The organism is Aeromonas sp. FDAARGOS 1409, assembly GCF_019048705.1.
GTDB lineage: Bacteria > Pseudomonadota > Gammaproteobacteria > Enterobacterales > Aeromonadaceae > Aeromonas > Aeromonas sanarellii.
On sequence record NZ_CP077395.1, the window covers coordinates 3,111,280 to 3,123,401 of the forward strand.

8 protein-coding genes are annotated in these 12,122 nt (G+C 65.2%); 6 read left to right on the plus strand and 2 right to left on the minus strand.

Translation table 11 applies throughout. The annotated features are described in order from the left end of the window. The first annotated feature begins 90 nt into the window (after positions 1-90). A complete protein-coding gene (gene glgC, locus I6L39_RS14750; RefSeq protein WP_042075322.1) occupies positions 91-1,365 on the plus strand; it encodes a glucose-1-phosphate adenylyltransferase in 1,275 nt (424 codons plus the stop codon). A gap of 71 nt (positions 1,366-1,436) precedes the next feature. On the opposite strand, the gene I6L39_RS14755 is transcribed toward glgC, so the two are convergent. Next, positions 1,437-3,437, minus strand: a complete 2,001-nt coding sequence (locus I6L39_RS14755) for a hypothetical protein (protein WP_216990068.1) — start codon at positions 3,435-3,437, stop codon at positions 1,437-1,439. Between the two features lie 146 nt (positions 3,438-3,583). Then, a complete protein-coding gene (locus tag I6L39_RS14760; RefSeq protein WP_216990069.1) occupies positions 3,584-4,135 on the minus strand; it encodes a lipoprotein in 552 nt (183 codons plus the stop codon). A 320-nt stretch (positions 4,136-4,455) separates the two neighbouring features. On the opposite strand from I6L39_RS14760, the gene amoC reads away from it, so the two are divergent. From amoC to amoA, 5 genes are read left to right on the plus strand one after another with little or no spacing between them, the layout of a single operon-like run. Next, on the plus strand, positions 4,456-5,643 hold the full coding sequence (gene amoC / locus I6L39_RS14765; protein WP_216990070.1) for an amonabactin biosynthesis isochorismate synthase AmoC: 1,188 nt from the start codon (positions 4,456-4,458) through the stop codon (positions 5,641-5,643). After that, complete coding sequence (locus tag I6L39_RS14770) at positions 5,640-7,310, plus strand: (2,3-dihydroxybenzoyl)adenylate synthase (protein ID WP_216990071.1); 1,671 nt, start codon at positions 5,640-5,642, stop codon at positions 7,308-7,310. Before amoC ends, I6L39_RS14770 begins: the two co-directional genes overlap by 4 nt. Before the next feature lie 17 nt (positions 7,311-7,327). Further along, a complete protein-coding gene (gene amoB, locus I6L39_RS14775; protein ID WP_216990072.1) occupies positions 7,328-8,245 on the plus strand; it encodes an amonabactin biosynthesis bifunctional protein AmoB in 918 nt (305 codons plus the stop codon). Beyond that, positions 8,242-11,343: an amonabactin biosynthesis non-ribosomal peptide synthetase AmoF gene (amoF, locus tag I6L39_RS14780; protein ID WP_216990073.1), complete on the plus strand. Its 3,102-nt coding sequence runs from the start codon at positions 8,242-8,244 to the stop codon at positions 11,341-11,343. The genes amoB and amoF overlap by 4 nt, the downstream gene beginning before the upstream one ends. 20 nt (positions 11,344-11,363) lie before the next feature. Then, the gene (gene amoA, locus I6L39_RS14785; protein WP_216990074.1) at positions 11,364-12,113 is read left to right on the plus strand and encodes an amonabactin biosynthesis protein AmoA; all 750 of its coding nucleotides are present in this window, start codon (positions 11,364-11,366) and stop codon (positions 12,111-12,113) included. Positions 12,114-12,122 lie beyond the last annotated feature (9 nt).

The following is a 12,122-nucleotide window of genomic DNA, read 5'->3' on the forward strand; positions in this document are numbered from 1 at the left end:
AATGCAACTAAATGTGAGTGAAAACACTTTCACAGTCTGTAAAAAAGGCGAAGATGGGTTGAAAACAGCCCCAACAGAGCAGAGGTAGATATGTTGCTAGAACCCGTAGACACAGCCAAAGCACGGCAACTATTGAATCAGAGTATGGCCTTGGTGCTCGCAGGGGGACGGGGCAGCCGCCTGAAGCAGTTGACCGACAACCGCGCCAAGCCCGCCGTCCATTTTGGCGGCAAATTCCGCATCATCGACTTCGTGCTCTCCAACTGCATCAACTCCGGCATCCGCCGGGTGGGTGTGGTGACCCAGTACAAGTCCCACAGCCTGCTGCGCCACCTGCAATCGGGGTGGTCCTTCCTGCGCTACCAGATGAACGAGTTCATCGATCTGCTGCCCGCCCAGCAACGGGTGGACGAGGTGCACTGGTATCGCGGCACCGCGGACGCCATCTACCAGAACGTGGACATCATCCGCGACTACGGCCCCAAATACATAGTGGTGCTGGCGGGTGACCATATCTACAAGATGGACTATGCCGCCATGCTGCTCGATCACGTGCGCCTCGGTGCCAAGGTGACGGTGGCCTGCATCGAGGTGCCGCGCGCGGAGGCGTCCGCCTTCGGGGTGATGGACATCGACGAGCAGCGCAAGATCCGCGCCTTCGTGGAGAAACCCGCCAACCCGCCCGCCATGCCGGGGAATGACCAGGTCTCCCTGGCCTCCATGGGGATCTATATCTTCGATGCGGAGTACCTCTATCAGCTGCTGGAGGAGGACATCCACAACCAGGAGTCCAAGCATGACTTCGGCATGGACGTGATCCCGCGCATCGTGGGGGAGGGCAAGGCGTTTGCCCACCCGTTCACCATGTCCTGCGTCGGGGCCAGAGAGGGACAAAAACCCTACTGGCGCGACGTGGGCACCCTGGACTCCTTCTGGGAGGCGAACATGGATCTCGCCTCCGTGGTGCCCGAGCTCGACATCTATGACGAAAACTGGCCCATCTGGACCAGCCAGAACATGTCGCCGCCCGCCAAGTTCGTGCAGGACAGAAACGGCCAGCACGGCATGACCATCAACTCCATGTTTGCGGGGGGATCCATCGTCAGCGGCTCCTTCGTGCTCAACTCGGTGCTCTTCAGCAATGTGCGGGTGCACTCCTTCTGCACCCTAGATCAGGCGGTGATCTTCCCCGGTGTCGAGATCGGGGCCGGCTGCCGGTTGCGCCGGGTGGTGGTGGACAAGGGCTGCAAGCTGCCCGACGGCCTGGTGGTGGGGGAGAATGCGGACGAGGATGTCCGCCGCTTCTACCGCTCCGAGCAGGGCATAGTGCTGGTGACCAAGGAGATGCTGGCCAAACTGGGGTGACGCCATTGCCAGACGCCACAAGTAAAAAGGGAGCCGCTATGGCTCCCTTTGCTTGTTCAGCCGGTGGCTGATTATTTTTCGGTGATCAGGGCCTTGCCGGCCATCACCATGGCGGTGCCGTGCTTGCCACCGGCGGCGGTCACCTGGGGGACGCCGTCTTCGTCGGTGTCATGGCCTGCGCCGTCGATGACGTTCTCGCCGGAGTCGCCGACCCATTCGGCCATCTGCATGCCGCCGTTATTGGTGCCACGGAACCAGCTGACATACTGCCGGGTCAGCTTGGCGAGCTCCAGCTCGGGCGCCTTCTCGGCCCCTTCGTTGCGCAGGTTCAGCATGGCGGAGCGCAGGGCGCCGGAGATGGCGGCCTGGGTCCAGGGGGTGTATTCGCCCTGCGTGCCGGCGAGCCAGGTACCGGCCTTGGCATTGAAGTAGGCCTTGTCGGTGGCGATGAACAGCTCGCGGGCCGCGGTGCGATACTTGGCATCCGAGGTGGCCAGGAAGGCGGCGGTCAGGCCGCGGATGGCGGCAAACTGCGCCTCGATGGACTGGCCCGCATCAAGCTGGCCACCCAGGGTCAGACCGTCGTGTACCAGGCCGTTCTTGCCCTTGAGGTTGGCGAGGATGAAATCGGCCTGCTTGCGCACCAGCGCGAGCGCCTGCTGGCCCTGGGCAGTTTTCAGGTTCAGCTCGCCGTTGTCACCGGCGGCGTAGCCGACCGGCAGGGCATCCTGGGCGCGCTGGAAGATCTGCAGGGCGACCAGGGCGTAGGCGGCGTCAAAAGTGGTGACGTGCTTGCTCTGCTTGCCTGCCTGCCAGCTGTCGACCAGGGTGCCGGCCTTGGCATTGAAGTGCAGGGCATCGAGGTTCTTGAAGGTGAGGTTGGAGAGGTTCAGGGCCAGGGAGAAGGCATCGCTGCCCGCCACCGCCTTGCCCAGATCATTGGCCTGGTTGGCGGCCGGCGCGGCGGCGAACGGGGCACCGTCGAACACGGCGTGGAAGGCCGGGTTCTGATTGGTGTTGGCCGTGCGCTGATCGCTGAAGGCGTAGAACTCGGAGAGCGGCCACAGCAGCATCCAGGCGTCGCGCAGTTGGGCGGAGCCGTCCACCACCTCCAGCTTGCCGATGGCGCCCGCGTCGTTCTTGCTGGTCTCGGTCACTTTCACCTGATGGGGGAAGTAGACCACTCCCTTGGCCGGATCGTACTGCGGGGTGATCTTGGCGCCCAGAGTCTTGCCGTCGAAGCCGAGCTGGTCTTGCAGGATGGCCAGCTTGTCGATGGACTGCTCGGTCAGCATCATGCCGTTGAAGCCGTCGGCGGCAGAGACCCCCAGCTTGTGCTTGCCGTCTTGATCCATGGTGGCGGAGGCGGCTTCCACCTCTTCATCGCTCTCGGCCACGTGCATGCCGCCGAGGAAGTCCTGGGACCACATCACCTCCTTGAGCAGTATGCCGCCCACGGCCGCCGGCACCAGCAGGTTGTCACTGCCGCTCCAGCGCAGGGTGGCATAGTCGCGGAAGTAAGCCGGCACCTGGGTCTTGACGCTCTTCTCGTTGCCCTTGGCGGTCTTGATGGTGATCTGGTCGCCATTGACCGGGGCGGCGTTCACGGCCTGGGCGAACTCCGGGTTGGCGGAGGCGTAGGGCAGGGAGAGGGGATACATGCCCTGGGGGATTTCATCGGCCGGGAAGCCGACGGCCTCGGCCATGGCCAGTACCCGCTTGCCCAGGTCGGCCAGGGTGCCGCCACGGGCCAGGTTCTGCGGTCCGTTCACCAGGTGGGGGCCCATGCCGGACTGGTAGTTGAGGGCGTACATGGCCTCTTCGGAGTATTCGTAGGATTCGATGCCGGCGGCGAAGTCGAACGGGGTGGGCTCATCGGCGCGGTTGGCGTCCAGCACGTCCAGATCCAGGCCGAGGGCCTCGGCCAGCGGCTCGCCGGAGAGCTCGAATTCGGTGTAGGCCAGCATGTTGGCGGCGGTGTTGAAGGTCTTGTCTTCCACCTTGACGGCAGCGTGCGCGGCACTGCTGAGCAACGCACAGGCGATCGCCTGCACCAGTACGGTTTTTCTCATGTCCTTTTCACCCATATATTTGATTTTATTATGACGCTTCTCATGAATCTAAATGAGAATGGTGTGCATTATGGGGCAAAAGGGCGGGCTTGAGAAGTGAAATACCGCGCTTCCGAACGTTGTGGAGAGAAGCGCGGCGATAAGCGTTACATCAGCTTGAAGGGGATCACCAGGCGACCCGGCTCCACCTTGAGGGCCTCGACCTTGTCCTTGATACGCGCCTCGCTCTGGCGGTTACCATCGAGCCGATAGACCGGGGTCTGGGAGAGGAAGAGGGAGAGGGACTGGTTGAAGGTGGGCAGCAGCGGGGTGAGGGCGGCACCCACGTCGGCCGGCTCTGTCTTGACCGAGAGCAGCTCCAGATCGCGCAGGTAGATGGCGCCCTGCTCGGCCACATAGTCCGGGCGTGCGCGCAGGGAGAGGCGGATCTTCATCTGCTGACTGCCCAGGGGGCTCGCCACCTGCAGATCGCCGGCGGCGTCCAGTTCGACCTTGTCGGCCTGGCTGCGACCGATACGGCTCTGCATGTCATCGAGGCGGATCTTGCTCGACATGATGCCGGGGATCCCCAGCTGTTTCTCGAAGGCGACTCGCTCTTTGAGGTATTGGTTGATCTCGCCCTCGCTGACGCTGTACTGAGTGAGGGAGCAGGCGGCCAGCAGCAGGGCGAAGGGGAGCAGTAGCAGGTGTTTCAACATGGGAAAGTTCCATCAAATGGGTGGCAACAACAGATGGCGCCATCTTAGGGGCAAAGCGGGTTGGCCGCCAGTGGGGGGCTTTTCTCCCGTTTCTGTCGCATCCCCCATATGGGGATGGCAGTCCGTTTTCATTCGAGTAGGTTTTGTTGCTCGCCACCAGCGGGCCAGCCGTGGCGCCCTCAAGGGAATATCCACAGACAAGGTCCTGTTTTATCGACTTAAAATCCCATTGACCCCGTGATTTCAAAGCGAGTATTTTACCGCCGCACAAATACAAATTGATAATCATTATCATTTTGAATCATATTTGAGGGTGTAACGTGGATACTCTTGTGATGGAAAATAGCGCACCTGCCCAGGCTGCGTCTTCGCCCGAATTCTTGTTTACCTCGGGTCAGGGCACGCTCAGTGCCACTGACCTGGGCCAGCCTATCACCACCCCCGCCTGTGAATGGCCCATGCTGGAGCAACAGATTGCCGATGCGCTGGCGGCGGCCAGCGCCGCTGGCCAGGCCAATCCTCTGCTGATCGGTGCCTTCGCGTTCGACCCGGCGGAGGCCTCCTGCCTCTATGTGCCCGGCCGCTATAAGTGGGGCGAGAAACTGGCCTCGACAGAGCCGGCATCGGTGACAGAGGCTGAGCATGCCGTCGAGGCCAACCGGGTCATCTCGGTGCAGAGTACGCCGCCGGCCAGCGAATTTCAGGCCTCGGTCAGTGCGGCGCTGGATGCGTTTGCACAAGGCCGGCTCGCCAAGGTGGTGCTGTCGCGCAAACTCACCCTTACCCTGCACCAGCCCGCCGACCCTAAGCAGGTGATGGCCCGTTTGATGGCCCAGAACCCCCATGCCTTCCACTTCTCCCTGCCGCTCGGCCAGGACCGCCGCCTGCTGGGCGCAAGCCCCGAGCTGCTGCTGCGGGTCAGCGGGGGAGAGGTGTTCACCCATCCGTTGGCGGGCTCCGCCAGACGGGCGAGCGAACCGGCGCAAGACGAGATGGTGGCCCGGGATCTGCTGGCTTCTCGCAAGGATCAGCATGAACACCGCCTCGTGATCGACGAGATCCGCCGGGTGCTGACCCCCCACTGCCGCGAGCTGGCGATCCCCGCTCATCCCTCGCTGATGAGCACGGATACCCTCTGGCATCTGGGCACCCCCATCGCCGGGCGGCTCAATGGCGGCGAGGCATCGGTACTGTCACTTGCCTGCCAGCTGCATCCCACCCCGGCCCTGTGCGGCTATCCCACTGATCTGGCCCGCCAGTTCATCCGCGAGCAGGAGCCCTTCCGGCGCGCCCTGTTCAGCGGCATCGTCGGTTGGTGCGACAGCCAGGGCAACGGCGAGTGGGCCGTGGTGATCCGCTGCGGCGTGCTCGATGGCCATCAGGTGGAGCTGTTTGCTGGCGCCGGTATCGTCGCGGGCTCGGATCCCGCCATGGAGTGGGCCGAGACCGGCACCAAGCTGGGCACCATGCTCAAGGCACTGGGCCTGGATTTGGAGGTGGCGCAATGAGCGATACCAACCGCTTCCTGCCCTATACCCGCTGGCCCGAAGAGTTGGCCCAGCTGTACCGCGCCAAGGGCTATTGGCGCGGCGAGCCGCTGACCGCCATGCTGGCACGTCAGTGCGAGCTGGCCCCCGACGCCGAGGCCATCCTCTGCGGCGAGCGGCGCTTCAGTTATCGTGAGCTGGACGCCGCCTCGAGCCGGCTGGCCGCAAATCTGGCCCGCCACGGCCTGGGGGTGGGGGACACCGCACTGGTGCAGCTCCCCAATGTGGCCGAGTTCTATCTGGTGTTCTTCGCCCTGCTCAAGGCCGGTATTGCGCCGGTCAACGCGCTCTTTAGCCACAACCGGCTGGAACTCCTCTCTTATGCCGAGCAGATCACACCGAGCCTCTTTATCGGCTCGCTGACCCATCCACTGTTTGCGAGCAAGGGGCGCGAGAGCGAGCTGCTGGCAAGCATCGGCGCCGAGTTGGTGCTGCTGGATGGTGACGCAGGGGCGCTGGGGCTGACCCGTTGGTTCGGCGAGGGGGATGAGGGGGGCTCCCCGTCCGTCTCCTTTGCCCCGACCCCGGCGAACGAGGTGGCCTTCTTCCAGCTCTCCGGTGGCAGCACCGGCACCCCCAAGCTCATCCCCCGCACCCACGATGACTACCTGTACAGCGTGCGCCGCAGCAACGAAATTTGCGGCCTCGGCCCCCATACCCGCTATCTGTGCGCCCTGCCGGCGCCCCACAACTTCCCCCTGAGCTCCCCTGGCGCCCTCGGGGTGTTCGAGGTGGGTGGCACCGTGGTGCTCGCACCCGATCCCAGCCCCATCAGCTGCTTCCCGCTGATCGCCCGCCACCGGGTCAATCTCACCTCGCTGGTGCCGCCGGCGGTCTCCCTCTGGCTGCAGGCAGCGGAAGCGGATCCCACAGCGCGCACTCAGCTCGAGAGCCTCGACTTGCTGCAAGTGGGCGGCGCCAAGCTGGGGGAGGCGGTGGCCAGCAAGATTGGGCCGCTGCTCGGCTGCCGGCTGCAGCAGGTGTTCGGTATGGCGGAAGGGCTGGTCAACTACACCCGGCTCTCTGATCCCGACGAGAAGGTCATTCACACCCAGGGCCGCCCCATGAGCCCGGACGACGAGGTGCGCATCCTCGATGAGGCGGGCAATCCGGTTGCCCCCGGCGAGCCTGGCGCCCTGCACACCCGCGGCCCCTATACCTTCCGCGGCTACTACCAGAGCCCGGCCCACAACGCCCGGGTGTTCGATGCCGAGGGTTTCTACTGCTCCGGCGATCTGGTGGTACAGGATGCCGATGGTTACCTCACCGTGGTGGGGCGGCAGAAGGATCAGATCAACCGGGGCGGCGAGAAGATCGCGGCGGAAGAGGTGGAAAACCAGCTGCTGCACCACCCTGCCATCACCCATGCGGCCCTGGTCTCCATGCCTGACAGCGCCATGGGGGAGAAGAGCTGCGCCTTTATCGTCAGCACGGATCCCGCCTTGAAGCCGCTGGCCTTGCGCAAGTTTCTGCGCGAGCGCGGGGTGGCGGACTTCAAGCTGCCCGACCGTTTCGAAACTCTGGACGCCCTGCCCATGACGGCGGTGGGCAAGATTGACAAGCAGGGGCTGCGGGCGCGCATTGCGCACGCCATCGCCGCCAACCAGCCTCTACAGCATAAAAACTAGTAAGGAATCATGACGTTATGGCTATCCCAACCCTGAACAATTACGCCATGCCCAGCCAGTGGAAGGCCAACAAGGTCGACTGGACCCTGGAGCCCAAACGCGCCGCCCTGCTGATCCACGACATGCAGGAGTACTTCACCGCCTTCTATGGCGAAAATAGCCTGTTGATTGCTGCCCTCACCGAGCGCCTGGCCGCCGTGCGCAAGCAGTGCAAGGCCCTCGGCATCCCGGTCTTCTACACCGCCCAGCCCAAGGACCAATCCCCTGAAGATCGCGCCCTGCTCAATGACATGTGGGGCCCGGGTCTCAACAAGAGCCCCGAGTTGCAACAGGTGGTGGCCGCACTACGCCCGGAGCGTGACGATATTGTGTTGGTCAAGTGGCGCTACAGCGCCTTCCAGCGCTCCGAGCTGGAGCAGATGCTCAAAGCGCTGGGGCGGGATCAGCTGATCATCGGCGGCATCTACGGCCACATCGGCTGCATGATGACCGCCTGCGACGCCTTCATGCGCGACATCCAACCCTTCTTCCTGGCGGACGGGGTGGCAGACTTCTCCCTGGCCGACCACCAGATGGCGCTCGACTACGTGGCGACCCGCTGCGGCAAGGTGATCCGCTGCGAGGAGGTACTGGCCCTCGCCCCGGCTTCTACCGCCCAGCCCAATTCGTTGTCCGCCAATCCGTTGCTGACGTATGAGGGGCTCAAGGCGCGGCTGCTGAGTCATATCGACGAGGACGAAGGGGAGTTTGATCCCGACGAGAACCTCATCGACTACGGCCTGGACTCGGTGCGGATCATGGCCCTGCTCACCGAGTGGCGCGCCGCCGGGGTGGAGCTCGGCTTCGTGGAGCTCGCCAAGCTGCCGACCCTCAACGGCTGGTGGCGCCTCATCGAGGCCAGGCTGGCAGCCCAGGCGCTGGAGGTGACCCCATGAACCGCTTCCCCTTGACCATCCCCCAGCAGGGGCTCTGGTCCGGACATCTGCTCAACGACGACAACGCGATGTTCAACACCGCCGAGTGCATCGCCTTCGATGGCAAGGTCGAGGCGGCCGTGCTGGCCGCGGCCCTTGCCAAGGCGGTGGGGGAGTGCGAGGCGCTCAAGGGCCACTTCGAACAGGATGGCGAGGCGGTCTGCTTCGTCTCGCATGAGCTGCCCCTGGCCTATGAAGAGGTCTCCCTCGAGCGCGATGACGAGATGCTGGCCCGCGCCTGGGCCTGGGCCGATCTGCGCCGCCCGTTCGAGCTGACCCAAGAGGCGCCCTGCCGCTTCGCCCTGCTGCGCGGCCCCGGCCGCGATTATCTCTACAGCTGCGTGCACCACATCGCCCTCGATGGCTTTGGCACCACCTTGCTGTTCCAGCGCATCGCCGAGCTGTATGCAGAGGGGCTGGCCGGTGAGATGAACTCCCCATCCCCCTTCGGTTCTTTGGCGGAGGTGCTGGCCGAAGAGGCGAGCCGCGAGCAGAGCGGCAAGAACGCCGCCGCCCGCACCTTCTGGCAGGAGCAGCTGCAAGGCTGGCCCGAGGTGAAGTCCTTTGGCGAGACCCGTGCCCCGATTGCCGCCGAATTTATCCGCGAGAGCCGCCCGCTGCCGGCGGCGCTGTGGCAGTCCCTGACCGGCTTTGCCGACGAGCACAAGCTGGGCTGGCCCGATCTGCTGCTGGCCGGCCTCTCTGCCCAACTGTCGCTGTCGAGCGGCCAGGATAAGACCCTGCTCGGCCTGATGATGATGAACCGCATCGGCTCGGCATCGCTGACCGTGCCCTGCATGCAGATGAACATTACCCCGCTGGCGCTGACACTGGGTGAAGAACTGGATCTGGCGGGGGCTGCCGGCGCCGTGGCCAAGGCCAAGCGCGGGGTGCGCAAACATCAGCACTACCGCTACGAACTGCTGCGCCGCGACCTTGGCCTGGTGGGGGGCGACAAGCGGCTGTTCGGCCCGCTGGTCAACATCATGCCGTTCGATCACGCTCGCCGCTTCGGGCCGTTATCTGCCCATATTCTCAACATCAGTGCCGGCCCGGTGGAGGAGCTCACCATCGAGGTGCAGGTCGGCGTCGATGGTCAGCCCAGACTGGATCTGGACGCCAACCCCGGCTGCTACTGTCAGGCGGATCTGGCAGCCATCGCCGATACCCTGTTTGCCCTGCTGGGACGCTGGCTGTCCGAGCCCGCCCAGACCCTGGGGACGCTCAAGGCCGACTGGCTGGCCGAGCAGCGGGCCAGGGCCCTGATCGCCGGCCCCACCCATGAAGTGATCAAGACGCGGCCTGTGCTGGAGGCGCTCTGCCACTTCGCCGCCCAGACCCCGGACAAGATTGCCTTGATTCAGCGCACGGCGCAGGGAGAGGCCCGCTTCAGCTACGAGGCGCTGCTGGCCAGAGCCGAACAGATGGCGGCCGCCTTGCAGGCCGAAGGCGTCGCCCCCGGCGACAAGGTGGGGGTCATGCTGGCCCGCACCCCCCAGGCCATCTTCGCCCAGCTGGCGGTGCTGCTGGCGGGCGCCGTCTATGTGCCCCTCGATCCCGAGCAGCCGCTGGAGCGCCAGGGCCATATTCTGCGGCTGGGGGAGGTCAAGACCCTGATCACCCAGGCCGAGTACCGCCACAAACTGGTCAGCCTGTTTGAGGGACGCACGCTGCTGGCGGGGGATCTGGTAAGCGGCGATCGGCTCAACCAGCCGGCCGCCGGTCGCGCCGTCGCCTACCTGATGTTCACCTCGGGCTCGACCGGCCTGCCCAAGGGGGTGGCGGTGAGCCACGGCGCGCTGGATCATTTCGCCGCCGCCGCCCGCTGCCGCTATCACCTGGATGAAGAGGCGCGGATGCTGCAATTCGCCCCCTTCAACTTCGACGCCAGCATAGAAGAGGTGTTCGCCACCTTGAGCGCCGGCGCCACCCTGGTGCTGCGCACCGACGCCCTGCTCGAATCCATGCCCGCCTTTGCGGCCGGGGTGGAGCAGATGGGGATCACTCACCTCGACCTGCCCACCGCGTTCTGGAACGAATGGGTAGTGGCGCTGACGGCGGGTCAGGCCCACATACCTGCCAATCTGGCCACCGTCATCATCGGCGGCGAGGCGGTCTATCCCGAGCAGCTGGCCCAGTGGCAGCGCCAGGGCCGCTCCGATGTGCGCCTGTTCAACACCTACGGCCCCACCGAGACCACAGTGGTGGTGACCACCCAGGAGCTGCAGCAGGAAGATCCGAGCCAGGCCCAGTTGCCCATCGGCCTGCCGCTGCCCGGCATGCAGGCGCTCATCCTCGGGGCGGGGGAGCAACCCGCCAGCGAGGGGGAGCTGGTGCTGCTCGGCCCACAACTGGCCAACGGTTACGTGGGGGGCGTGCAAGGGAGCTTCGATACCCTGCGTGTCGGTGCGAAGCAGATGCCCGTCTATCGCACCGGCGATCGGGTGCGCCTGGTGGCCGGTCGTCTGGTCTACCTCGGCCGGCGCGACAACGAGTTCAAGATCAGCGGCTATCGCATCCAGCCCGGCGAGGTGGAGGCCCAGCTGCTGGCCCTGCCGGGGGTGGACGAGGCCTGCGTGCAGGGAGTGAGCATCGGCAGTGTGCGCCGGCTGGTGGCCTTCGTGGCGGGGCCGGAGCGCGACAGCCGGGTCATCAAGGCGCAGCTGGCCAGGGTGCTGCCTGCCGCCATGATCCCCACCGACTATCGCCACTATGACCAGCTGCCCCGCACCGGCTCCAACAAGCTGGATCGCAAGGCTCTGCTGGCCGCCTACCAAGCGGGCGGCGAAGCCCTGACCCTGGGCAGCGAGACCGAGAACCGGGTCGGCGCCATCTGGCAGCAGATCCTGGGGCTCGCCACCATGGCGCCCGCCGACAACTTCTTCGAGCTGGGGGGCCAGTCCCTGCAGACCATCCAGATCGTCAACCGGCTCGGCGCCGAGTTCGGGGTGCAGGTCAAGGTCTCCGACGTGTTCGATCACCCGCGCCTTGACGACTTCTGCCGCTTCCTCGACGGCCTGCTTGCCGAGGACGAAGAGAGCGTGGAGATGGTGTGGTGATGAGCAAGGAGCAACAAGCAATGGCCTTTGATTTCACTGGCAAGCGGGTCTGGGTGACCGGAGCCGGGCGCGGCATTGGCCGCGAGGTGGCGACGCAGTTCGTGGCAGCCGGCGCCTGTGTGGTGGGGCTGGATCTGGCGTTTCCCGAAGCCGACTACCCCTATGCCACCCGGCTGCTCGATATTGGCGACTCGAAGGCGGTCAACGCCTGCTGCGCAGCGCTGCTGGCAGACGGCGGGCTCGATGTGCTGGTGAACGGGGCCGGAGTGCTGCGCCTCGGCCCCACCGACGCCCTGAGCGATGACGACTGGCACGACTGCATGACGGTCAACGCAAGCGGCGTCTTCTATCTGCTGCGGGCTCTGGTGCCTCACTTCAAGGAGCAGCGGCGCGGTGCCATCGTCACCATCGGCTCCAACGCCGCCCATGTGCCGCGCATGCAGATGGCGGCCTACTGCGCCTCCAAGGCGGCCGTCACCAGCCTGACCCAGACGGTGGGGTTGGAGCTGGCCTCCTTCGGCGTGCGCGCCAACCTGGTGTCGCCGGGCTCGACGGATACCCCCATGCTGCGCGGCATGCTGCCAAGCGAGGAGGCCATGGCCCGCACCATTGCCGGGTTGCCGGAGCAGTTCAAGCTCGGCATCCCCCTGCGCAAGGTGGCCACCCCGGCGGAGATCGCCCATACCGTCCTCTTCCTGGCCTCGGATCTGGCCAGCCACATCACGCTGCAGGATCTGGTCGTCGACGGCGGCGCCACCCTGAGTGCCTGAGGCTTGAGA

What these genes read in the sequence shown, in the direction of transcription:
- glgC (WP_042075322.1), top strand. Translation starts at nt 91, where the DNA reads ATGTTGCTAGAACCCGTAGACACAGCCAAAGCACGGCAACTATTGAAT.
- I6L39_RS14755 (WP_216990068.1), bottom strand. Translation starts at nt 3,437, where the DNA reads ATGAGAAAAACCGTACTGGTGCAGGCGATCGCCTGTGCGTTGCTCAGC.
- I6L39_RS14760 (WP_216990069.1), bottom strand. Translation starts at nt 4,135, where the DNA reads ATGTTGAAACACCTGCTACTGCTCCCCTTCGCCCTGCTGCTGGCCGCC.
- I6L39_RS14770 (WP_216990071.1), top strand. Translation starts at nt 5,640, where the DNA reads ATGAGCGATACCAACCGCTTCCTGCCCTATACCCGCTGGCCCGAAGAG.
- amoB (WP_216990072.1), top strand. Translation starts at nt 7,328, where the DNA reads ATGGCTATCCCAACCCTGAACAATTACGCCATGCCCAGCCAGTGGAAG.
- amoF (WP_216990073.1), top strand. Translation starts at nt 8,242, where the DNA reads ATGAACCGCTTCCCCTTGACCATCCCCCAGCAGGGGCTCTGGTCCGGA.
- amoA (WP_216990074.1), top strand. Translation starts at nt 11,364, where the DNA reads ATGGCCTTTGATTTCACTGGCAAGCGGGTCTGGGTGACCGGAGCCGGG.